Annotated in this window: 23 protein-coding genes; 10 read left to right on the forward strand and 13 right to left on the reverse strand. The window is 46.3% G+C overall.

Translation table 11 applies throughout. The features are described 5' to 3' along the window. Window positions 1-156: 156 nt before the first annotated feature. A complete protein-coding gene (locus tag QUB12_RS09875) occupies window positions 157-384 on the reverse strand; it encodes a hypothetical protein (protein ID WP_333142847.1) in 228 nt (75 codons plus the stop codon). A gap of 7 nt (window positions 385-391) precedes the next feature. Between QUB12_RS09875 and upp the strand changes: the two genes are divergently transcribed. The 3 genes from upp to QUB12_RS09890 all read left to right on the forward strand — a co-directional run bounded on the left by upp (window position 392) and on the right by QUB12_RS09890 (window position 2,254). Next, window positions 392-1,042 (forward strand): uracil phosphoribosyltransferase, encoded by a 651-nt coding sequence (gene upp, locus QUB12_RS09880; RefSeq protein ID WP_333142848.1) that lies wholly within the window; start codon window positions 392-394, stop codon window positions 1,040-1,042. 379 nt (window positions 1,043-1,421) lie between these two features. Then, entirely contained in the window at window positions 1,422-1,889 is a 468-nt protein-coding gene (locus QUB12_RS09885; protein WP_333035444.1) for a TMEM165/GDT1 family protein, read from the forward strand. A 59-nt stretch (window positions 1,890-1,948) separates the two neighbouring features. Further along, on the forward strand, window positions 1,949-2,254 hold the full coding sequence (locus QUB12_RS09890) for a TMEM165/GDT1 family protein (protein ID WP_333306569.1): 306 nt from the start codon (window positions 1,949-1,951) through the stop codon (window positions 2,252-2,254). A gap of 88 nt (window positions 2,255-2,342) precedes the next feature. Here QUB12_RS09890 and QUB12_RS09895 read toward each other — a convergent pair whose 3' ends face one another. Beyond that, complete coding sequence (locus tag QUB12_RS09895) at window positions 2,343-2,849, reverse strand: hypothetical protein (protein ID WP_333176087.1); 507 nt, start codon at window positions 2,847-2,849, stop codon at window positions 2,343-2,345. A 329-nt stretch (window positions 2,850-3,178) separates the two neighbouring features. Here QUB12_RS09895 and QUB12_RS09900 point away from each other — a divergent pair, with 329 nt between their 5' ends. The 3 genes from QUB12_RS09900 to QUB12_RS09910 all read left to right on the forward strand — a co-directional run bounded on the left by QUB12_RS09900 (window position 3,179) and on the right by QUB12_RS09910 (window position 5,391). Beyond that, entirely contained in the window at window positions 3,179-3,490 is a 312-nt protein-coding gene (locus QUB12_RS09900; protein ID WP_333101836.1) for a nucleotidyltransferase domain-containing protein, read from the forward strand. 182 nt (window positions 3,491-3,672) lie between these two features. Beyond that, window positions 3,673-3,993 carry a HEPN domain-containing protein gene (locus tag QUB12_RS09905; protein WP_333300280.1) on the forward strand — a complete coding sequence of 107 codons (321 nt, stop codon included), beginning with the start codon at window positions 3,673-3,675 and terminating at the stop codon, window positions 3,991-3,993. Window positions 3,994-4,128: 135 nt separating this feature from the next. Continuing rightward, window positions 4,129-5,391, forward strand: coding sequence for an MFS transporter (locus QUB12_RS09910; protein ID WP_333142853.1), 1,263 nt, complete (start codon window positions 4,129-4,131; stop codon window positions 5,389-5,391). A gap of 112 nt (window positions 5,392-5,503) precedes the next feature. Here the strand turns inward: QUB12_RS09910 and hisIE are convergent, their stop codons facing one another. Beyond that, complete coding sequence (hisIE, locus tag QUB12_RS09915) at window positions 5,504-6,154, reverse strand: bifunctional phosphoribosyl-AMP cyclohydrolase/phosphoribosyl-ATP diphosphatase HisIE (protein WP_333142854.1); 651 nt, start codon at window positions 6,152-6,154, stop codon at window positions 5,504-5,506. Window positions 6,155-6,506: 352 nt separating this feature from the next. On the opposite strand from hisIE, the gene hemL reads away from it, so the two are divergent. Then, complete coding sequence (hemL, locus tag QUB12_RS09920; protein ID WP_333306571.1) at window positions 6,507-7,805, forward strand: glutamate-1-semialdehyde 2,1-aminomutase; 1,299 nt, start codon at window positions 6,507-6,509, stop codon at window positions 7,803-7,805. A 525-nt stretch (window positions 7,806-8,330) separates the two neighbouring features. Here hemL and QUB12_RS09925 read toward each other — a convergent pair. The 8 genes from QUB12_RS09925 to QUB12_RS09960 all read right to left on the reverse strand — a co-directional run bounded on the left by QUB12_RS09925 (window position 8,331) and on the right by QUB12_RS09960 (window position 16,112). Next, the gene (locus tag QUB12_RS09925; protein WP_333142855.1) at window positions 8,331-9,371 is read right to left on the reverse strand and encodes a tetratricopeptide repeat protein; all 1,041 of its coding nucleotides are present in this window, start codon (window positions 9,369-9,371) and stop codon (window positions 8,331-8,333) included. A gap of 450 nt (window positions 9,372-9,821) precedes the next feature. Further along, entirely contained in the window at window positions 9,822-10,595 is a 774-nt protein-coding gene (locus QUB12_RS09930; RefSeq protein ID WP_333306573.1) for a BMC domain-containing protein, read from the reverse strand. Between the two features lie 205 nt (window positions 10,596-10,800). After that, window positions 10,801-11,511, reverse strand: coding sequence for a carbon dioxide concentrating mechanism protein (locus QUB12_RS09935; protein WP_333306575.1), 711 nt, complete (start codon window positions 11,509-11,511; stop codon window positions 10,801-10,803). After that, window positions 11,504-12,799: a transposase gene (locus tag QUB12_RS09940; RefSeq protein WP_333142857.1), complete on the reverse strand. Its 1,296-nt coding sequence runs from the start codon at window positions 12,797-12,799 to the stop codon at window positions 11,504-11,506. Before QUB12_RS09940 ends, QUB12_RS09935 begins: the two co-directional genes overlap by 8 nt. Window positions 12,800-12,956: 157 nt before the next feature. After that, window positions 12,957-14,609 (reverse strand): ribulose bisphosphate carboxylase small subunit, encoded by a 1,653-nt coding sequence (locus tag QUB12_RS09945; protein ID WP_333306578.1) that lies wholly within the window; start codon window positions 14,607-14,609, stop codon window positions 12,957-12,959. A gap of 170 nt (window positions 14,610-14,779) precedes the next feature. After that, on the reverse strand, window positions 14,780-15,085 hold the full coding sequence (locus QUB12_RS09950) for a EutN/CcmL family microcompartment protein (protein ID WP_172186882.1): 306 nt from the start codon (window positions 15,083-15,085) through the stop codon (window positions 14,780-14,782). Between the two features lie 277 nt (window positions 15,086-15,362). Further along, window positions 15,363-15,704: a carbon dioxide-concentrating mechanism protein CcmK gene (locus QUB12_RS09955; protein ID WP_006635058.1), complete on the reverse strand. Its 342-nt coding sequence runs from the start codon at window positions 15,702-15,704 to the stop codon at window positions 15,363-15,365. Between the two features lie 96 nt (window positions 15,705-15,800). After that, window positions 15,801-16,112, reverse strand: coding sequence for a carbon dioxide-concentrating mechanism protein CcmK (locus QUB12_RS09960; protein WP_006635059.1), 312 nt, complete (start codon window positions 16,110-16,112; stop codon window positions 15,801-15,803). A 688-nt stretch (window positions 16,113-16,800) separates the two neighbouring features. Between QUB12_RS09960 and QUB12_RS09965 the strand changes: the two genes are divergently transcribed. Further along, entirely contained in the window at window positions 16,801-18,072 is a 1,272-nt protein-coding gene (locus QUB12_RS09965) for a transposase (protein WP_333306580.1), read from the forward strand. 58 nt (window positions 18,073-18,130) lie between these two features. Beyond that, complete coding sequence (locus tag QUB12_RS09970) at window positions 18,131-20,005, forward strand: NAD(P)H-quinone oxidoreductase subunit F (RefSeq protein ID WP_333306582.1); 1,875 nt, start codon at window positions 18,131-18,133, stop codon at window positions 20,003-20,005. A gap of 144 nt (window positions 20,006-20,149) precedes the next feature. On the opposite strand, the gene QUB12_RS09975 is transcribed toward QUB12_RS09970, so the two are convergent. Continuing rightward, on the reverse strand, window positions 20,150-20,761 hold the full coding sequence (locus QUB12_RS09975; protein ID WP_333306584.1) for a Uma2 family endonuclease: 612 nt from the start codon (window positions 20,759-20,761) through the stop codon (window positions 20,150-20,152). Window positions 20,762-20,889: 128 nt separating this feature from the next. Here QUB12_RS09975 and QUB12_RS09980 point away from each other — a divergent pair, with 128 nt between their 5' ends. After that, window positions 20,890-22,404 (forward strand): NADH-quinone oxidoreductase subunit M, encoded by a 1,515-nt coding sequence (locus tag QUB12_RS09980; RefSeq protein WP_333306586.1) that lies wholly within the window; start codon window positions 20,890-20,892, stop codon window positions 22,402-22,404. Window positions 22,405-22,446: 42 nt separating this feature from the next. Here the strand turns inward: QUB12_RS09980 and QUB12_RS09985 are convergent, their stop codons facing one another. Beyond that, window positions 22,447-22,677 (reverse strand): hypothetical protein, encoded by a 231-nt coding sequence (locus QUB12_RS09985; protein WP_333306588.1) that lies wholly within the window; start codon window positions 22,675-22,677, stop codon window positions 22,447-22,449. Window positions 22,678-22,700 lie beyond the last annotated feature (23 nt).

A 22,700-nucleotide genomic window follows, 5' to 3' on the forward strand; every position in this document is an offset into this window, starting at 1 on the left:
TGATGGAGGTCGATCGGCGAATGGGTTCTAACTCATATGTTGCACAATTCTCAAGAACAGGCAAGATGCCTGTTCCACAAAGAGTGAGTTTTCTTGTGGGGTGGGCATAGAGCCCGCCCGTGAAAGGCTTATTAATAATGGTGCAAGATGTCAGTTCTAACCGACTGCTGGTGGTTGTCGCAATAGTCCGGCACTCCGGCGGAGGTTTGAGCCTGTGAGGGCAATCTTAAAAATAGTGCTCTTCGGTCGATTCTCAATCTCTGGCTTGTATGCGCCCTCAAGGATGTGATAAGTTGCACAGAGCGATCGATCGCCCGTTGGCGAAGCCCTCAAAGAAGATCGATCGCACCGCATAAAATCCCTCAAACCTAGCAATCTCCCCAATTTCCTAATGTCCCTGCAACTGCGCGTTTACGTTCCTCCGCATCCATTAATTAAACACTGGCTGGCTGTTGCCCGCGACGGCGCCACCCCCTCGGTACTTTTTCGTTCTGCGATGACAGAATTGGGAAGGTGGCTGGCTTACGAGGCGATTCGAGAATGGCTGCCGACAGTGGAAACCACAGTGCAGACGCCTTTGGCAGAATGTCCGGCGGCTTTTATCAACCCGGAAGCTCCGTTAGTTGTGGTACCGATTTTGCGGGCGGGTTTGGCACTGCTCGAAGGAATTCAGACGGTTGTGCCGCTGGCGTCGGTTTACCACCTCGGCATGGCAAGAAATGAGGAGACGCTACAACCGACTTGTTATTTGAACAAATTGCCGGCGCAGTTTATCCCGCAAACGCGGGTGATAATTAGCGAGCCGATGCTGGCGACTGGCGGGACGATTATAGCGACTATGCAGGAATTGACTGCACGGGGAATTGATCCGAGCTTGATTCGGATTATCTCTGTGGTGGCTGCTCCTCCGGCTTTGAAGAGGCTGAGTGCAGAGTACCCGAGTTTGATGATTTACACGGCAACGATCGACGAAATAGTCAACGAACAGGGCTTTATTGTACCTGGTTTGGGAGATGCGGGCGATCGAACTTACGGCACATGAACCAGTCAGTCAGTCAATTTTAGATTTTAGATTTTAGATTTTAGATTGACTCGACAGATAAATCTGGGCGCTAGTATGCCTTTGTGGGTGCGGTGAGTGGTTCCAGAAATCAGTGGCTGAAATCTCCGGGGAAAAAGATGACAATCAAGCATCTAGGATACCCGCCACGTGATTCATCCCTGGAGAAATAAAAAACCTGTATCCGATAAAACTTGCCGAACGTATTTATCTCGCGCAAGTCAATGCTTCAATTCTTTAATCTAAAATCTCAAATCTAAAATCTAAAATCGATTGACCCTGGTTTGGTAAAAGCAGGCACCGAGAGAGTTAGAATCAAAAGTACAAGTCAAAAATAAATAGCGTTTAGCACTCATTGCCCGTGAAACTTGATTCTGTTCCGCCAAGCTTGTCTGCTTCTGACTCAGTAAACCTCAATTATGATTTGCCACAACAGGTACAACTACAAATAAAAGAGGTTACTGAGATTTGTGCTGCTTTAACCCCGGAGCCCGCAGAACTCTCAGTGACTGTAAATCCCGATATTTGTCAGGAACAAAAGAAACTGAAGCCCAAGCACTGGGCAATTTTTGCTTCGACTTTTGCAACTATTTTTTTAGCTGAAATTGGAGACAAAACTCAGCTCGCGATTTTGCTGATGACGGCTGAATCTCGAAATCCTTGGATTGTGTTTGCGGGTGCGGGTTCGGCTTTGATAGCAACCAGTTTGCTGGGGGTGTTGCTAGGAAGGTGGCTGGCTAGTCGGATTGCTCCGAGAACTTTGGAGAGAGCAGCCGGAGTGATTTTACTGGCGATTTCGGCGGTTCTGCTGTGGGAAGTGCTGGGTTAATTGTCTGTCTGTCGGTAAGTCCTAGATTTCTACAATAGCTAACTAAGAACTAAAAAAACATGGACTGGCAACTTTTGGGCATCAGTTTTATTACAGTGTTTTTGTCAGAATTGGGAGACAAAAGTCAATTAGCTGCGATCGCCCTGGGCAGCAGTTGTAACTCGCCGCGGGCTGTATTTTTCGGCACGGCGTCGGCGCTGCTGCTGGCGAGTTTAATCGGCGTGGGCATTGGCTTTAGCACGGCAGAGGTGTTGCCGGAACGACTGGTAAAGGGGCTCGCGGCGATCGGATTTGCGGTGATGGGCTTGCGCCTGTTGTGGCCAAAAGCCGATTTACCGGAACAATCTGAGAGACTAGGCGGTTGAAACCGCTCCTACACAAACAAAGTCCCCGCAGAGGGGGACTCAGAAATAAGGACTAAATTCCTTACTACAAATCAATTTTTATCGTTGATTAAACTTGGTTTTGGTAGCACCAGCCCAGCAGTGTACCGGCGACAGCCAACTTCAGCGCTTCCAAGGCAAAATAGCCTTGGTGCAGTAGATTCATCCCGGCGGGTACTTCTGCTGCAGAATCGAACAGATTTAGCTGCATTCCCAAGGCGCTCATTTGGGGTGTCAGGGCGTAGGTGTCAATCAGGGCGATCGCCAGAAGTACCAATGATAATAAGATTGCTGTGCGGCTGCGCTTGCCGAAGTCACCGACTAAATTGCTCAAAACCATCAAACCCGTTGCCACCAGGCCCGAACAGATTAACTCAACGCGGTTGAATCCCCAGAACATTAAATTCCCGGCTGTTGCAAACTCCGGTGATGTCGTCATGCCCGATACGTAGAGACTCGGCATAATTACTAGATCCAAAATCAGGCTAACGCTGAGCCAGAAAATTAGAGCCACCATGACAATTGCTTGCCAGCGCGGTTTGATTGATTCTACTCTTGATGTTGTAATAGCTGTCATATAATTAGACCCTCTAAAATTTTCTTCTGCCTTTTCTAGAGTTTAACTAACTTTTTTCTAAAATCGTGTTAAGTATTTTTAAATTAATGGTAACTTTTGTGTAACTAACTGAGAAGAATTGTTAAGCTTGCGGGTGTTCGTCTTCGATGGCTTTTTTTCGGATCGCTTCGCTAACGCCAACGGGCGAGCCAACAGCAACAGTTTAAAATTTATGGCGATCGTCAAAAATCTCTTGATAATTACTCATTGGAGGGAGAGACTCCAGAAATTTCATGTGTTATTATTACAGTGGATTTGAAAAATATTAAAAATGTTAGCAAATGATTGAAATGAACACAATCATGGAATTGAGTCGGGCAATAGCCAATAAATTCAAACCGCAAAAAATAATTTTGTTCGGCTCTTACGCCTATGGAAATCCCACAGAAGATTCGGACGTTGATATGTTGGTAGTTTTATCTTCGGATGGTAATAATCTTCGTAAAACTTGGGAAATATTAAATCAAACTCAGCCAAACTTTGCTGTAGATTTGTTAGTGCGAACTCCTTCGGAAATTGAACAACGTCTAGCTTGGAATGATTTATTTTTGCGGGAAATCATCGAGAAAGGAAAGGTGATTTATGAATCCGCTCACACTTGAATGGGTTGATAAAGCTGAGGGCGATTTTACTACAGCAATCCTAAATGATTCGTGTAATTCTTGTAGGGGCAAACCCCCCGTGGTTGCCCCGCCTTGGCTGGGGTAGGCACGGGGAGTAGGGGTAGCACTACCCCTACATATTTTTACAAATGATTTAGGATTGCTATACAGCTTTGCGGGAATTGCGAGCGCGAAAATCTCCAAATTATGATGCGGCGTGTTTTCACGCTCAACAGTGTGCCGAGAAATATCTAAAAGCGCGTTTGCAGGAAGCAGTAATTTCTTTCAGCAGAACGCATAATTTGACTGTTTTGTTAGATTTGCTGTTGCCCGTTGAGCCTGGGTGGGATAAGCTTCGCACAAAACTTTTAGCGTTAACTGCTTTCTCCGTTGCCTATCGCTATCCGGGGGCTTCGGCTGATAAAGATACAGCGCGCGAAGCATTAAATTTTTGTCGCGAAGTTCGCGAACAAGTAAGGTTAAGTTTGGGTTTGACTCCATAATACCAAATCCTGCTTTAATACCTGCTTAATTCTTGAGTCCGCGAAGGCGGACTTCGTTTGTGTAGAGGCGGTTTCAACCGCCGACTGTTCATTAGTTTAGACGCGGTTTCAACCGCCGACTATTATAAATAATATATGCCTAAATTTCAATTATCCTCTTGGTTGCCCCGTCTCCCCTCTCAAGTCTGGATTCTTGCCGCCGGCAGATTCCTCTCCCAAAGCGGCACCGGTTTTACTTTATTTTACGCGCCGATATTTTTTGTCGATCGCGTCGGTTTATCTGCTACTGCTGTTGGGATTGGTTTGGGTAGCGGTTCAGTTTCGGGAATATTCGGCAGAATTTTGGGCGGTTCTTTTTGCGATTCCAAATTTTGGGGAAGGCGGCGAACTTTATTGCTGGCGACAATTATTTCGGCTGCCGCTTCTTTTGTACTGGCGGGGACTAATGATTTCCCCGGCTTAATTGCGGGCAATTTACTTATGGGTTTTGGCGTGGGTTTGTATTGGCCTCCAACGGAGACGATGGTGGCCGATTTAACCGAGGGCGAACAGCGACAGGAGGCTTTTGCTTTGACGCGGCTGGCTGATAATTTGGGTTTGCAAGTTGGGATTATTTTGGGCGGTTTGTTGATTTCTATAACGGGGAATTATCGATCGCTCTTTATTATTGATGGTATCTCGTTTTTAGTGCTGTTTGCGGTGGTGGCGATCGCGATCGCCGAAACCTACAAACCAGTTAATTCAACGGATATAGGCAAAAAAAGTCTAAAAAATGGTTGGATGGTGGCGCTGAGCGATCGCAGTCTTCTAGTTTATGCTTTAGTAAATACTCTGTTCACATTATATATTTCCCAAATCCAAACCACCATGCCGCTGTACTTTAGCAAGTTTGTCGCGGTGGGGACATCGGGAAAAGGCTTTTCAACAGGTACAATTACCGTTTTGTTTGCTTTTAGCACGTTTTTAACTGTGGCTTTGCAACTGCCGGTTGTTAAAGCTTTGAAGCGGTTTTCCCATCCGAAAGCTTTGATGATTTCTGCGCTGCTATGGGGAATGGGATTTATCGCGATCGGCTTGACGGGAATGGCTGCAACTGGCAATCTATTGTTGGCTGTTTTAGGCTTGAGCTTTTTGTCGATGGCGACTGTTGCTTATACGCCTTTTGCTTCGGCTTTGGTGGTGGATTTAGCGCCGGAATCTTTGCGGGGCGTGTATTTAGCGGTTAGTTCTCAGTGTTGGGCGATCGGCTATTTAATCGGGCCACCGCTGGGCGGTTTGGCTTTGGATGGAGGTAAATGGGCGGCAGATAATTTTTGGTTGGGTTTGGCTTTGAGTGTGGGCGCGGCTATTTTTATTTTGCAAAAGCTCGATCGAATGTTGAAAAATAGCAGTCATTAGTTATTAGTCATTAGTCATTAGTCATTAGTCATTAGTTATGAGTCATTAGTTATTTGTTGCTGCTACCAATGCCCAATGCCCAATGCCCAATGCCCAATAACCAATAACTAATTTATTTTCGTCGATCGCCCAATTTGCGGTAAACTGCTCTTAAATCAACTTGATGGTGAGCCAAAGCAACCAAAGCGTGATAAAATAAATCCGCAACTTCCCCAGCAATCCCCTCTTTGTCGTCATCTTTGCAAGCCATCACAACTTCCGCCGACTCTTCGCCAATCTTTTTGAGAATCTTGTTGTCGCCGCCCTCGAACAACTTGCAAGTATAAGAACTTTCGTTAGGATTGTCGCGCCGATCGCAAATTACCGCAAATAATTGAGATAACATATCCCCTGGCGGCGGTGAAATTTCCCCATCAACTTGGTGAAAACAACTTCTTTCTCCGGTGTGACAAGCAATATCTCCGACTTGTTCGACTGTCACCAGCAAAGCATCGCTATCGCAGTCGTAACGCAGCCCTTTGACATTTTGAACGTGTCCCGAAGTCGCGCCTTTGGGCCACAATTCAGCGCGAGAACGACTCCAGAACCAAGTTTGCCCGGTAGAGAGCGTTTTTTGCAGCGACTCCCGATTCATCCAGGCCATCATTAACACCGTACCGTCCAAATAATCTTGGACGATCGCAGGCACTAAACCGCGATCGTCGTAACGGATCTTTTCAATTGGGATCGATCGGCTCAAACTCGATAAATCAGTAGTAGACATACTTTTATTTCAACTTGGTAAGATAGATTAACGCTTTCCTGTCGGAGATTGTTTTTTTTATTAACCGCAGAGAACGCAGAGGACGCAGAGGAAGAGAGAAGATTGAGCAAGTGATGGGTAAATTGTCAAGAACTATTTTACAAAAAATTACATTTTAGGGCGATTCCCTACGGGATAGCTTCGCTTCACGGTGCTAGTGCGACAAAGCCTAAAAAACCTAAGCTAGTATTGCTACTCATTGGTTTGTACCCTAAAATCTACTAGAATAGTTTCCTTGAATCGACCTAACCTTTATGTTGAACTGGCTATAAAATTATTCTACCAACAACAGACGTTCACTAAGGAGAAAACATTGGTTTCCACAACCTTGAAAACGACCAAATCAGAAGAAATTTTCGCCGCAGCCCAGAAGTTGATGCCAGGTGGCGTCAGTTCCCCCGTCCGCGCCTTCAAATCCGTAGGCGGACAGCCCATCGTCTTTGACAGGGTAAAAGGAGCCTACATTTGGGATGTTGACGAAAACCAATACATTGACTATGTAGGCACTTGGGGCCCAGCCATCTGTGGCCACGCCCACCCGGAAGTCATCAAAGCCTTGCACGAATCTTTAGAAAAAGGTACGAGTTTCGGCGCACCATCGCTGTTGGAAAACGTACTCGCCGAAATGGTCATCGATGCGGTTCCCAGCATTGAAATGGTGCGATTTGTCAACTCCGGCACCGAAGCCTGTATGGCCGTTTTGCGGCTGATGCGAGCTTTCACCGGACGCGATAAACTGATTAAATTTGAAGGCTGCTATCACGGGCACGCCGATATGTTCTTGGTAAAAGCCGGTTCCGGCGTCGCAACTCTGGGCCTTCCCGACTCTCCGGGCGTGCCGAAATCCACTACTGCCAATACCCTCAACGCTCCCTACAATGACTTAGAAGCAGTCAAAGCTTTATTTGCCGAAAATCCCGGCGAGATAGCAGGCGTAATTCTCGAACCAGTGGTGGGGAATGCCGGTTTTATTACCCCGGATGCAGGTTTTCTCGAAGGTTTGCGGGAAATTACTAAAGATAACGGTGCTTTGTTAGTTTTTGATGAAGTAATGACCGGTTTCCGCATCGCCTACGGCGGAGCTCAGGAAAGATTCGGTGTCACCCCGGATTTGACTACTTTGGGTAAAGTTATCGGTGGCGGTTTGCCGGTGGGAGCTTACGGGGGAAGGCGGGATATTATGGGGATGGTGGCTCCTGCTGGGCCGATGTATCAAGCGGGTACGCTTTCGGGAAATCCTTTGGCGATGACTGCTGGGATTAAGACTTTGGAATTGCTGCAAAAACCCGGCACTTACGAACAGTTGGATAAGATTACCAAAAAACTGTCTGACGGATTGCTAAAAATTGCTAAGGAAGCCGGACACGCGGTTTGGGGCGGGCAAATTAGCGGGATGTTTGGCTTGTTTTTTGCGGCTGGCCCGGTTCACAATTATGAGGATGCGAAGAAGTCGGATTTGACGAAGTTCAGCCGCTTTCACCGGGGAATGTTGGAACACGGAATTTATCTTGCTCCTTCGCAGTTTGAGGCTGGATTTACTTCTTTGGCTCATACTGACGAAGATATCGAGAGAACTTTGGCAGCAGCGCGTGAAGTGATGGCTAGTATTTAACGTGTGTAGTAAGGATGTTAATCCTTAACACTCAGGAATAAATCATTAAAGTCCTTGCTGTTTGTTGGCAGTAAGGACTTTAATTTTTAACGGCTACCCAATCCGCTTTAAAAATCTCTTGATTAGGGCTTACGCAGGGGGCGAGAAACCCGGTTTCTAGGGAGCATCTCATATTTGCAAAAACACTTCTTTCTTCTTCCTTCTGACTCTTTTCTCCTGGCTCCTGACTCCTGACTCCTAATTCCAATTTCGAGCTTTGCTGCTTTCATTGAGATGCTCCCGGTTTCTAGAAGATTTTGCGACGACTCACGATAAATATACGCAGAAACCGGGTTTCTGAGGTATTGTTTTTTTGGGATGACCTACTTAATGACGAATGAGTAATGACTGCTGACTCATTAGACTGGAATTGCATACATTCACAAAGTATCTTTAAATGCCTCTGCGTTGCATCAGCAGTTTTCCTGTCACTCAATGATTTATGCAATAAGTCTAATGACTAAGGACTAATGACTACTGACTAAATCAATCATTAATAAATTCACTTTCACAGATAATCGAGTCTCTGTTCTCTAAATCTTCTTGATTCCAAACCGCGTTTAATGCTGCGGAACTTAAGGAAGTTGACATCGTATTTAAGGTCGTGTTGTAGTATTCTACAGCATTATTAAGTTCCACCTGCGGCGCTTCTTTGAAGTACGAATTAATATCAGGCGTACACCGCTGGGCTTGGTAGTATACATAAGCTTCAGCATTAATGCACATTACGTGGTAAAAATCCTTATTTGCTGCCGCAACATCTCCAAGTTTATACAGCGCTAAACCCCGGTTGAGATAAGCTTTAACATAGTTCGGATCGAGTTCCACTGCTTTGTCAAAGTCTTCAATTGCAAGCTGCATTTGTTTTAATTTATAGCGAACGCAACCTCTGTTATAATAGGCATAAATATTTTGTGGATCGATGCCGAGTGCAATGTTGTAATCGGCCATCGCCTGCGTATTGTCTCCTAATTGGTGGTAACAGAGACCTCGATTTATGTAAGCTTTGATATATTTAGGATTCAACCGCAGCGTTTCGTTAAAGTTTTCCGTTGCGGCCTCTTTTTCTCCCAAAAGGTAGTAAGCGCGCCCCCGGTTGTAATAGGTTTTATAATTGTTGGCATTGATAGATAGAGATCGATTGTAGTCTTCTATTGCTTCTTCGTAATTTCCTAAATTAGCAAGTACAAGTCCCCGGTTGTTGTAGATAGCGTGGCTGTTAGGCTTATTTGCTAAAGCACAGTTTAAATCTTCAATGGCTTTGTCGTGTTCTCCGAGATGACGCCAAGCATTGCCTCGATTCAAGTAAGCCTCGAAGAAGTTAGGATTGATATCTAAGGCTTGGCTGAGGTCTGCGATCGCTTTTTGGTAGTCTTTCATGTAATAGTAAACCAAGCCGCGATTGTTATAGGCTTTGGCATCGGCGGGATTGACTTGCAGTATCTGATCGAAGTCCTCAAGTGCCGCTTCATAGTTTCCTTTCTTGGCGCTGTGCAAACCGCGCTTGTAAAATTGTTTGAGGTTCATAGGTCAACTTTCAGGATTGCTTGATTCTGGGGGTTGATTCCTGTGCAGTCAGTTTTGAGTTCGACAGCCGTTAATCTGTTGAAAGAGCATCCACCTGCGGTCAGAGTAACTCTTGAATGATTCCCGGCAATCTACCTTAAACAGGATTTTGGGTTTATTTTAACAGTAGTTAAATCCAGTTGAAAGGCTCTGCGCCTCGGCTGGAGTTACTTATTAGTCAGTTCGATTGTTTACCCGATCGACTTAATCTCAAAAGTCTAGTTTTACTTGGTGCTCTGTGTTTCTTGATGCGGCGGCGATCGGCTAGATCGCCCAATTAAGTTTGAGACCGCTACTCAGTATAAATTGTTGCCAGCAGTCCTACCGAGTAAACTCTATATTTTTTTGACAAACTTCGTCTCAGTATTTGCGGCAGTACGTCTCTACAAACTTTTGTTGCCTAATTACCAATTACCGATTGATTTCCTCTTCCACATAAACTCTCAATTTCTCCAAATCTGGAAGTTCGATCAATTCTTGTTCCTTTTCCTTAACCGACACGGGCATCATCACAGGTTTACGCTGCTCGATCCAGCAACTCGCCAGCGGTAAAGTTTGTTCCAAATCTTCCAAAGGCCTCGGAATTACCATCACCGCGTTCAACTCGCCAATTCTCTCAGCTTCGTACATCCCTGCCTCTACGGCTACTGCTACATCTGCAACGGCACCGCGAATAATTGCCGTGCACAAACCGGCGCCAATTTTCTCGTAAGCTGCCAAGTGTACGTCTGCGGATTTGAGCATAGCGTCGCAAGCGCCCACCATTGCCGGAAATCCCCGCGTTTCGAGCAAACCGATCGCCTGATTGCTAAGCCGAGAATAACTGCCTTTTTCCGAAAGTTCAGTCAGCCGAAAGCCGATCGGCAAAACCACTTCCAAATTAGCCAAAGGTCTAGCAATCACCAACTTAGAAACAAACTGCCCGAACTGTTCGGCAGTTTGGGATCCAGCTTCCACAGCCAAACGCACATCCGAAATTCTGCCCCGGACGATCGCGGTACAGTGACCGGAACCAATTTTTTCGTATCCTACTAAAATCACTCCTGCCGACTTCAGCATCATGTCAGCAGTCCCCACAATTGCCGGAAAACTCTTGGTGGATACCAAACCCAAAGCAGTGTCTTTGAAGTATTCCTGGCGCTGCGATCGCTCTTCGTGACTGTTACGATCTGTTTGTCCGTCCATCTTCTATTACCCTTAGAAACTTCCCAAAATAAAAATTTGTTGATAGTTTATAGTTTCTCAGATGAGAAGACAGACTGCACGAGCTACAAAACACTGATTGCTGCGGCAAGGCCTGACAAATTGCTGAGCTACCAATAATATGAGATTACCTATTGATATTTGATCTTTCTGCCTTTAGCATAGCTGGCTTTTGCCGAAATGACGGCTACCCGGTACCGCCCGATAGAGTTTGGCCGTTTTCCTCCGATCGATTAAAAGCTTGCCGGTGCGGAAACAGCGTCCCCAACAGCCGATTGATGTGAGCTTGACCGTACAGAATAGTTGGCGTTTCCCCTGGTTGGGGCGGCTCTGCGGCGGTGGATTCCGGCGGCTCTGGGGCCGTCTCCGGCGCAGTTTGAGGCGGTGTTTGGGGGGGTTGTGGCGGCTCGATCGGCTCGATCGGTCGATCGACTGGTGGCGTAGTGGCTTCGGGGGTTTCTGGTGATGTTGGCGCTGCTGTTGGCGCTGCTGTTGGCGCTGCTGCTGTTGGTTCTGCGGCGACTTGGCGGCTGGTATCTCCCATTAGAGAACCTGCTGGCATAATTTGCATTTTGTCGATACAAGGATTGATTAGCGTCGTCGCGGCGCCAATACAGGCATTTTCCCCGATCGTTCCCGCACCTACCACCAGCACTCCTGCACCCAGAATAACGCCCGCCGCGATTTCCAGAGTACCTTCACGGGCGTGAAGGATAACTCCCATACCGATACAGGCACCGGCGGCGATCGAGATCCGGCTTCCGGGCTCTGCTTGCAGGATTACTCCAGGGGCGATCGCCGCACCCTCATTCACAACTACATCGCCACTCATCAAAATCTGAGAGTTGCTACTTAATTGCAGTGGCGATAAATAGTTACTACATTGATGGTCAAACATGGGCAGACCCGCTCATGTCTTTCAACTTAGTCATTTTGAACGAGATATTAACTCGTCTGGGATGTGCTACCACACAACCACTATTCCGCTTTACAATCAATTCCAGAGAACCGAAGGAGTTAGGAATTACTTTTCGACCGATATTGAACGCACCATTCACATCGGCATGAATTACCGTTCCATCTTGAGAGCGGTACTTTTTCGTTGCTACACGTTTACCAGAGAAACTCAATGTGTTGGTTTTACCAGGCTGCCAAGTTGGGATCTCATCCCAATCTAAAAATGAAGCCTTACTGGTGTAAGATTCTTCACCTTCCTTTACGGTAATGCCAAATTTTTCTAGTTTACGAGTCAACATTGAAATAAACTTTGCATGAGGAATTAGAACAAACTGCTGGTTGTTTTTAGTTCCCATATTTACCTCCTTTTTCCACCGAGGATTTTTGCCAATCGCTACATGAGTGACGCCAATATCATTAAGTTCTGCTGTAATCTTGGCAGTTGCTTGGTGCAAGTAAGAATGCACGAAGTTATTACGATTCCTGATGATGTTTTGAATTTTTCGAGAACTCCCAAAACCCATAGCTGAGCGCAATCTCGCAACTTCTTTGTTAAACCATTGATTCTGGGCCTTCACAGGTTTGCCATTGACAGCTATAGGTTGAATCGTCGGGTCGGAAAAAACAATTGTAGCTAGATTGTCAATTCCAATATCAATTGCTGCGGATAACCCTATATTAACCAGCTTCCAATCATCCACCCCATTGTCATAAACGACTTCTACTACATAGCACCCTACTTTGGGAACTAACCTCACCTCGATTATATCAGCCAGTCTTAAACCTGGTTTGACTGGAATGAAAATGGGCGACATGGATGGAGCAATGAAACCTTTTTTGAACGCAGTTTTACCGAGCGCTTGGTTATTGAATTTAATCAAATTTCGACCGTCAGAATCAATGTAACCAGGCATTTTAGGCTGGCCTGTAAACCTAGACGAATCAAGTTTCCAAGCAGACAAAGCCTTGAAATAGGATTGCCAACTATCAGCAACCTGCTTCAGGACAAGCTGACTGACTTTTGCAGGAAGCGATTTGTAATTGATATCTGATTTGAAGAGCTTATCCATAGCCGCTTGGGTGAGCGTTCCGTGACCATATATGAAACTTTGACGATTTGAGTATTGAGCGGTGTTGAACAAGTTCTTGGACGCGAAACAGGCTACCTCGCAGTAACCAAACCACTCGCTACTGCTTTTTATTTGATGTTGCTCCACTTGGTACGACATTACGGCATTAATTGATAGATAAAATGCCTAATTCTGAGCAATAGTTATCGATCAAACTATTTAACTATCTCAAATCCAACTTCAATCCGAAGAGCATATCTCCCGTTGGCCCCAGCGCGAGGGCTTAACGGGAGAAACAAGCTAATTACCTAGCAAATTAAGGACGCTGGATAATCTCTTCGAGCACCCGGCGCTTGGCCTTGGAGTCGATGCCCAGCAAGCGGACGTACTCGCCGCTGTGTTCTTTGAGACAGCTTTCGAGGGCGGAAATCACTTCGGATTCGCGGTTGGATGCGATCGGCGCGCAACTGCTCCAAGAACCGGTGCGGAAACGGCGCGCGTCGGCGTGTTCCGTGCCAATTTTGTAGCCTTGGGAAAGCAGGTTGCGGATTTGGTCGATCGTCTTGCCGGTCAAACTTCCGCTGCTGGCCGAACCAGTCGAAGCTGCTTTGTATCCCGATGTTGCGGCCGAGTTAGATGTTGCTGCCGGCTTAGCCGATTGAGCAACCGGGCCGTCGGGACGCTGAATAATTTCTTCAACTATGCGTCGCTTAGCTTTCGGGTCAATCCCGATCAAGCGCACGTACTCACCCGGGTACTCGTTCATCACAGCTTCCAAAGCGGCGATCGCCTCAGATTCGTTTCTGACTTGCAGCGAAGCCCCGCTTTGCCAAGAACTGGTGCGGAAGCGGCGCGCGTCGGCGTGTTCCGTACCCACTTTGTAGCCTTGAGCTAGCAAGCTGCGAACCTGAGCCACTGTTTCGGCACTCAATTTGCCGCTTGACACGGAACCGCTATTGTGGTGGGAAGCTTGTGCAACTTTACCGTTAGATTGGTGAGTTTTCGCACCGTTAGAACCGTTAGAGCCGTTGTCTCCCGGTCTTTGGACGATTTCTTCGAGTACGCGGCGCTTGGCTTTGGTGTCAATCCCGATCAAGCGGACGTATTCTCCTTGGTGCTCGGCCATGCAAGCTGACAAAGCCGCGATTACTTCTGAGTCGCGCTTTGAGGAAATCGGGCCGCAAGTACGCCAAGAACCGGTACGGAAGCGGCGTGCGTCGGCGTGTTCGGCTCCCACGCTGTATCCTTGAGCTAGTAAATTGCGGATGCTATCGGCAAGAGTTGAACTCAATTGGGTGCCGGCATTGGTAGAATATTTGGTTTGAGTCATATTTGGGTTTTTAGTTTGCTCGTTGCGAATTGGTGCTAGACAGGCGATGTTCTCAGCGCAGCGATAACCCGTTCTCAGAGCGTCATTGATGCCGATGACATGGGTCGCAAATTGAATGTCAGAATCTTGAACGTCAGGCAAGCGATCGGCTTGCTTCTGATTAGTGATGATGGCTCCCGAAGGTACGTACTTACCGGGGGGAATCTCCACATCTTTAATTAGTACGTGCATCATGACAATGCAGCCGTTGCCCACTCTGGCATTGAACACCGTAGAGCGAAAGCCGATAAAGCAGTTCTCGCCCACGTAGGCAGGGCCGTGAATTAAACTCATGTGGGTGAGGGAAGTATTTTTCCCCACCCACACAGAATAGGATTTGTCGTCGTCTCCTGTGACTCGGCCTTGTTCTAGGCCGTGAATCACTACTCCGTCTTGAATGTTGCTTCCTTCTCCGATATAAAAAGGAGTGCCTTCATCGGCGCGGATAGATGTCCCGGGGGCAATCATCACATTAGAACCGATATGCACATCCCCAATAATGTTAGAAAAGGAATGTACGAATGCGGTGTCGTGAATTTTGGGCTCAGCCAAGTTTTTCGACCAAGGCGTCGGGGGAGCCGCAACGTTGCGGACTGCCATAAATTAAGTTCTCCTAAGCTGAAAAATTTTTTGTTAGTTGTTAGTTGTCAACTGTTCACTGTTAGCTGTTCACTCTTCACTGTCAACTGTTCACTGTTAGCTGTTCACTGTTCACTGCCAACTGCCAACTGCCAACTGCCAACTGTCAACTGCCAACTGCCAACTGTCAACTAGCGGTACGGGTCGTCTTTTTTACTGTAAATGAGGCGGTTTTCTACATTGACAGTATCTATAATGCCTACTACTAGAGCATCGATCGGACGGTTTTCACTTCCGGGCGCGATCCGGGCTGCGCTGCCTCGGGTTACTAAAACCCATTCATCTATACCTGCGCCCACACAGTCAGCGGCTACCTCATAGCCGGGAACTGGCGAACCTTCCTCATCGATGAATTGCAGCAGTAGAAATTTCGATCCTCTCAGCGTCGGCTCTTTTTGGGTACTGACAACTGTGCCGAGAACTTTGGCCATTTGCATTTTAGGTAATAGGTAATAGGTAATTGGTAACTGTCATTTTTACAGGGTCACTTGTCTTTTTTTTATTAGCTTTGCTCAGTCCGCTGTCCGCCGTTTAGAGTTATTCGTCTAGTAACTAATGACTCATGACTAATGACTAATGACTCATGACTAATGACTCATGACTAATAACCAATATCCCATACCCACCTCAATTAAAAATTAAAAATGCTAAATCAAAAACAGCGCGATTTTTAATTTTTAATTACCAAACGCCCCTAACAGCCGTGAGCCTATCTTATGATCTGTTGAGGGGGCGAATGCCGCTCACGCCTTCACGGAACTGTTCTACAGCTTCGGTGTAGCGAATCGGCAGTACGTACTCCAAGTTTTCGTGAGGGCGGGCGATAATGTGGGTGGACATCACTTGTCCGCCGTTAACGCGCTTCACTGACTCTACTCCGGCGGCGACAGAAGCTTGCACTTCCGAGACATCTCCTCTTACAATGACCGTAACCCGAGCGCTACCGATTTTTTCGTAGCCTACCAAGGTGACGCGGGCTGCTTTGACCATCGCGTCAGCGGCTTCTACCACTGCGGGGAAGCCTAGGGTTTCGATCATGCCAACTGCAATTGCCATTGGTTTTACTCCTGATTGAATATTTGGGGAACTAAACAGTTAATTTTTGACGATCGCACAAATTTTCCTTTAACGAAATTTTTGTGCGCTAAGAACTTAGTAGCCTCGGAACTGTTCTACTGCTTCTGTATATCGAATCGGCAGAACGTATTCTAGGTTTTCGTGGGGGCGAGCGATGATGTGGGTAGAGACGACTTCTCCGCCGTTGACACGCTTGACGGATTCCACTCCTGCTGCGACTGAGGCTTGGACTTCCGACACGTTGCCGCGCACAATTACGGTGACGCGGGCGCTGCCGATTTTTTCATAGCCCACGAGGGTAACGCGGGCAGCTTTGACCATAGCATCGGCAGCTTCCACCACAGCGGGAAAACCTTTTGTCTCAATCATTCCCACGGCAATTGACATTTTTGAATCTCCTTTGAGGATGAGCGAAATTACCGTTACAAATCTTTGAGAAATCTAAAAATTTGGACGGGGAGGCCCACATTTTTTAGTAAGGCAGTGTAAAGCTTCCTATCCTATAAGAATAGGGGAAGCTGTCCACCTTGACAATATAAACTAACATCATAATGTTTAATAACAAAAATTAAAATTTTTTATGTTACTTAAACTAATTTAATATTTATTTAATAATCTTAATATAGAGAGGGGTAGATGCCGACGGCGTGGGGGATTAAAGTAAGTAATAATACTCATAAAGTAGAGTTCGGTATGTGAAGCCGGAGCCGATCGCACCCGGGAAACTTGGGGATTTCAAAAGGGGGATCGCGGGTAAATCGGCAAAAAAGGCAGTCTTGGCCCATCGGCCGGCATTTTTTTCTTTGAGTGCCTCCTCTGCTCAGCCTGTAATTTTGTCTTGAAATAATTATCAGTTTTGATGCTTTAATGTATAGTTAATCTGGAGTGCAAATTATTTTGCCACAACTATACGATCGGGTTTAGTGAAAGTTTTAGGGTATCGCGCGATCGCCCGCGACAGTTTTTGTATTGTAAAACTTCATGGAGTTTATAAGCAATTATAAACAATAATGGTATTATATTGTTGTGAGTGTTGAACAAGGAATACGCATAGCCCAAAAAACGCAAGTCTCAAATGCAACTAACACAGAGGCACATCATTAAATCAACGGAACACCGTTTCGCCCAAATAGACGAACTAGCTTTCCAGTCGAAAAACCTCTACAATGCCGCCAATTACGTCATTCGTCAGAGCTTTATTTATGGATGGGGTTATGTCAGTTATAACGAAATGAACCGATTGATGAAGTCTCATGAAGTTTACAAGGCTTTGCCTGCCAAAGTAAGCCAGCAAATCTTAATGGTGTTAGACAAGAATTGGAAATCGTTTTTTGAAGCCGTTAAAGCTTACAAAGCTGACTCTTCAAAATTCACGGGTCGCCCAAAATTGCCAAAGTACAAAGACAAAACCAAAGGGCGAAACCTTCTCGTCTACACGATTCAAGCGATTAGTAGTAAACAGTTGAAGAAAGGAATCATTAAACTTTCGGGGACTGAACTTTTAATTAAAACCCTACTCAATCCCAACCAGATTTGTCAAGTTAGACTGGTTCCGAAATGTGATTCCTATGTAATTGAGATAATTTATGATGAACCGGAGTCCACCATCAGCAATGCCAACTCTGTAGCTAGTATTGATTTAGGACTAGATAATTTAGTGGCGTTAACTTCAAATCAACCGGGATTTATCCCTTTGTTGATTAACGGGCGACCATTAAAATCGATTAACCAGTTCTATAACAAACGCAAATCCCGATTACAATCCCAGTTAAAAGGGAACCGCAAAACTTCACCCCGGATTCAGCGCTTAACTCGTTGTCGCCATCAAAAAGTTGATAATTACTTGCATCATGTTAGTCGTGTGATTGTTGCGATTTTAAATACCAAACAAATTGGGACGCTAGTAATTGGCAAGAATGCACAGTGGAAAACTGAAATTGATCTAGGGAAGCAAACCAACCAAAACTTTGTTAGTATTCCTCACTCTCGATTAATTGAAATGTTGGAGTACAAAGCTCGGTTGGCGGGAATCAATGTAATTGTGCAGGAAGAATCCTACACATCGCGGGCCAACTTCGTGGGTCTAGACCCAATCCCTGTCTACGGGAAAACAGAAAAAGAGCCAATGTTTACTGGTAAGCGTATTAAGCGAGGTTTGTACAAAACATCGACTGGTCAGTTAATTAATTCTGATATCAACGCTTCGTCGTACAACATCCTCAGAAAAGCAATCCCAAATGCGTTCAGCGATGGGATAGGGAGCTGCGTAGTTGGGCCAATGCGGGTTAATCCGCTCAAAGTAAAAGTGAAGGGGGAGGGGCTTGAAGCCTCCCATGCCTATAAATGACTATACTTTTACCAGCTATAAAGGCAGCCAGTAATTTGAAGTTTAAGGCATAAATTAAATGACTCAATTTCTCCTCCAAGCCTGTTGGTGGGTACCTTTATATGGCTTAATAGGCGCAATTTTAACTTTGCCGTGGTCTACGGGCACCGTTCGCAGAACAGGCCCGAGACCTGCAGCATACTTCAATTTGCTGATGACGGTGTTAGCTTTCATACACGGATCAGTTATTTTTACAGCGACTTGGGATCAACCGCCCCAACAGTTGCTCGTGCACTGGGTGCAAGCAGCCGATTTAGATTTGTCTTTTGCAATAGAAATCTCCACCGTCAGCGTGGGAGCAATGGAGTTAGTTAGTGTTCTGAGTTTGCTAGCACAAATTTACGCTCTAGGCTACATGGAAAAAGACTGGGCGCTAGCTCGATTTTTTGGGCTGATGGGTTTTTTTGAAGCGGCAATTAGCGGCATTGCCATTAGCGACTCGCTGCTTCTAACTTACGCTTTGTTGGAAATGCTGACGCTTTCAACTTACTTGCTAGTCGGGTTTTGGTACGCTCAACCGCTCGTAGTAACAGCCGCTAGAGATGCGTTTTTAACCAAGCGTGTAGGAGACGTGCCGCTGCTGATGGGAGTAGTGACGCTTTCAACTTTAGCAGGAAGTTTGAATTTTTCCGATTTGGAAATATGGGCTGAAACTGCAACTTTGTCTCCCCTAGTGGCGACTCTTTTAGGTTTGGCTTTAATCTCCGCACCTACGGCCAAGTGCGCTCAATTTCCCTTCCATCTATGGCTCGACGAGGCGATGGAAGGGCCCAACCCGGCTTCGATTATGCGGAATACGGTAGTTGTGGGCGCTGGGGCTTATGTTTTAATTAAACTTCAGCCTGTTTTAGCGCTTTCGCCGATCGCAGATGCGGTGCTGGTGGTTTTGGGTGCGGTGACGGCTGTTGGCGCTTCCTTGGTGGCGATCGCCCAAATCGACATCAAAAGAGCACTATCGCATTCTACCAGCGCCTCTTTGGGTTTGGTGTTTATCGCCGTGGGGCTAAATCAAGTTGACATTGCTTTGCTGTTGCTGTTCGCGCACTCGATCGCCAAAGGCCTATTATTCATGAGCGTAGGGTCAATTATTACCACAACTAACACTCAAGATTTAACAGAAATGGGTGGGTTGTGGTCGAAGATGCCTGCTACCACTACGGCTTATTTAGTAGGCGCTGCGGGGATGGTAGCGCTGTTACCTCTGGGCAACTTTTGGGCGATGCGGCGCTGGCTCAACGGTTTTTGGACTTTGCCTTTGTGGCTGGTAATAGTGCTGCTTTTAGTTAACGGTTTGACAGCGCTAAATTTAACTCGCATATTCGGTTTAGTGTTCGCTGGAAAACCGCAGCCGAAAACTCGCAGAGCTCCAGAAGTTGGTTGGCAGATGGCTTTGCCGATGGTAATTTTGACCGTAATGGGGCTGTTGGTGCCTTGGATGTTGCAGGAGTGGCAACTTTTAATTAGTTGGACTGGGCCTTGGGCGGAAACGGGGGATTTTGATACTTTAAATTTGCTGTTGAAGACTCTGCATATTCCGCTGTTAATGTTATCTGGGTTGATTGGCGTTGCGGTTGGGGTGGCGATTTATTGGTACGGGGTGTTACCTCGACCGGTACGGCTGCCGGTACCGGCGTTGCAGGATTTGTTTGCTTACGATTTTTATATCGATCGAGTTTACCGCCTGACTGTGGTTTGGGCTGTGGCTTTTATTTCTAAAATCAGCGCTTGGACTGATAGGTATGTGGTGGATGGGGCGGTGAATTTGTTCGGTTTTGCCACAATTTTCAGCGGCGAAGGGTTGAAGTACAGCGGCACCGGTCAGTCGCAGTTTTATGTGTTGACTATTGCGGGGGGGGTTGCTGTGTTGCTGGCGTTGATTATTTGGCTGTTTTAAACTGCAGAGATTGGCAGATGAATTTTTCGGGGTTTGTCTGCTTTTTGTCTGATGTTATTTAATTTTCAACCGCAGATGAGGGCGGATGAACGCAGATGAACGCAGATGATTTTATTCTGGGTTTGTCTGCTTTTTTATTTAGTTTTACTCAAAATCGATCGGCCACAATTCTGTCACCGCAACTTCCCAACCGGGCAAAAGTTCGGGAATTGAAATCATGTCGCCGTCTCTCAATACCACTGGCTCTGCTTGGGGAGTGTAAATTGTTACTGTGCGCTTGTCTGGGTCGATTAATATTCCTACTTTTGCTCCGAGTTCGATGAATGATAGAATTTTTTCTCGCAGGGGTTTGAGGCGATCGGACTGAGATTTGATTTCTACAACTAAGTCGGGAACGAGTTCGGCAAAATACCTTTTACTTTGTTTTAGGCGATCGGCTGTCACAAACGAAACATCGGGTGCAGTAAGATTTGAATTGGGGAGGATAAACCCGCCGCTGGACTCAAACACTCGTCCGAGTTTGCGGGGTTTGACCCAGTTTAGTAAAACTCTGCCAAACTCAAGTCCAATTTCGCTCGATACAATGTCTGATGGGCCCATAATGATAATCTTCCCGTCTACGAGTTCTAATTGGTAGTCTAGATGCGCTTCGCAGAGTATACCTTGCAGTTGTTCTAAGTCGGCAACTGTTAGGCGGGTGGAAGGAGAACCGGATTTAATTTGCAAATCTTCTCGATCTGTAAGACTTGAGGTCATAGGAGGATTCCAGAGACATTTGAATTTATGTTAACAAGAAAATCAGCCGATCGCTTTTTTATGCAGTTGGTTTGCGTTAATGTTAAATAGAGTTCTAAAAACTGCGTAATAAAGGAAAGTTTTAATTGATGCTCAGTGCTTTAATCTGGATACCAATGTTGGCGGCCGCCCTGATTGGGCTCTGGCCCGGTGAGATCAGTTCTAAAATAGTTCGGAATGTCGCGATCGCCATTGCGGGTATAACTTTTATTCTTTCGGTGATTTTGGCAGTTCAGTTTGATGCCAGTCTCAGTCAGTTGCAGTTTGCGGAATTCATTCCTTGGATAGATGCTTTAGGATTGAATTACAATCTCGGCGTTGATGGTTTGTCTCTGCCTTTGGTAATTTTAAATACTCTGCTGACAGGGCTAGCTATTTACGCTACGGATGAGTCGATCCGCAGACCTCGACTTTATTATTCTTTGATTCTGTTAATTACAGGCGGCGTAACAGGGGCTTTTTTATCTCAAAATTTGCTGCTGTTTTTCCTGTTTTTTGAGGTAGAATTGATTCCGCTTTACCTGTTAATTGCGATTTGGGGAGGCGAGCGCCGGGGTTATGCTGCTACTAAGTTTTTAATCTATACTGCATTTTCGGGAATTGTGCTGCTGGCTGCTTTCTTGGGGACTGGTTGGCTTAGTGGTGCTTCGAGTTTCGATATGGTTGGTGCAGCGGGCGCATCGCATTTGCAAGGAGGATTGCCATTGCCTTTGGTAAGGCAAATTGTTTTGCTGGCAGGGGTGTTGCTGGCTTTTGGAATTAAGATGCCTTTGGTGCCTTTTCATACTTGGCTGCCGGATGCTCACGTAGAAGCTTCGACGCCGGTATCTGTGCTGCTGGCGGGGGTGCTTTTGAAGCTGGGAACTTATGGGATGCTGCGCTTTGGTTTAGGTTTGTTTCCAGATGCGTGGGCGGTGGCGGCGCCGACTTTGGCGAGTTGGGCGGTGGTAAGCGTGCTTTACGGGGCGAGTTGCGCGATCGCCCAAAAAGATATGAAAAAAATTGTAGCTTACAGTTCGATCGCTCACATGGGCTACATTTTGTTAGCTAGCGCCGCAGCTACTCCGATTAGTATGCTGGGAACAGTTTTGCAAATGGTTAGCCACGGTTTAATTTCGGGGCTGCTATTTTTGAGTGTCGGGATTGTTTACAAAAAATCCGGCACCCGCAACATCGATGTGCTCAAAGGTTTGTTCAATCCCGATCGCGGTTTGCCGATGATTGGCAGTTTAATGATCCTCGGCGTGATGGCTAGTGCCGGCATTCCCGGTTTGGCTGGATTTATTGCTGAATTTTTGATATTTCGGGGCAGTTTGCCAGTGTTTCCGGTGCAAACTTTGCTCTGCATGATCGGCACTGGTTTGACTTCAGTTTACTTTTTAATTATGGTCAACCGCGCCTTTTTCGGCCGCCTTTCGGATGTGGTGGTAAATTTGCCGCAAGTGCGCTGGCGCGATCGCATCCCTTCGCTGGTTTTAGCCATAATTATCGCAATTATGGGAGTGCAACCGGGAGTTTTAGTTGCTTTGAGCGAGAAAACAGCGATCGGAATGGTAGCTAATGTGCCACCGCAAGTTAAAGCGATCGCTCAAAACTTGAAATAAAATATGACCTAGGTTCGTAGCATCGGACATCTTGCAGCAATCTCAATAAGAGGATTTTTCGTGGGGTCGGGCGGGTTTATAGAACCTATTTGCAAGCTTTAAGGCTGTTGGCGAACCCGCCCCTACGGCTAATTGAGAATGGTGCAATATCTCAGTAGCATCGGACTTTAGTCCTATGGCAGTTTTCAATCCCATGAAATACAGCAGACGGCTGTAGGGAGACGGCACTGCCGTGTCCCTACCTATTCCATTCATCAGTGTATCCGTGTTCAAATCCTTGTCGTTCCTTCCTTCAA

Source organism: Microcoleus sp. B7-D4, from assembly GCF_036705125.1.
In the GTDB taxonomy this organism is placed as follows: Bacteria; Cyanobacteriota; Cyanobacteriia; order Cyanobacteriales; family Microcoleaceae; genus Microcoleus.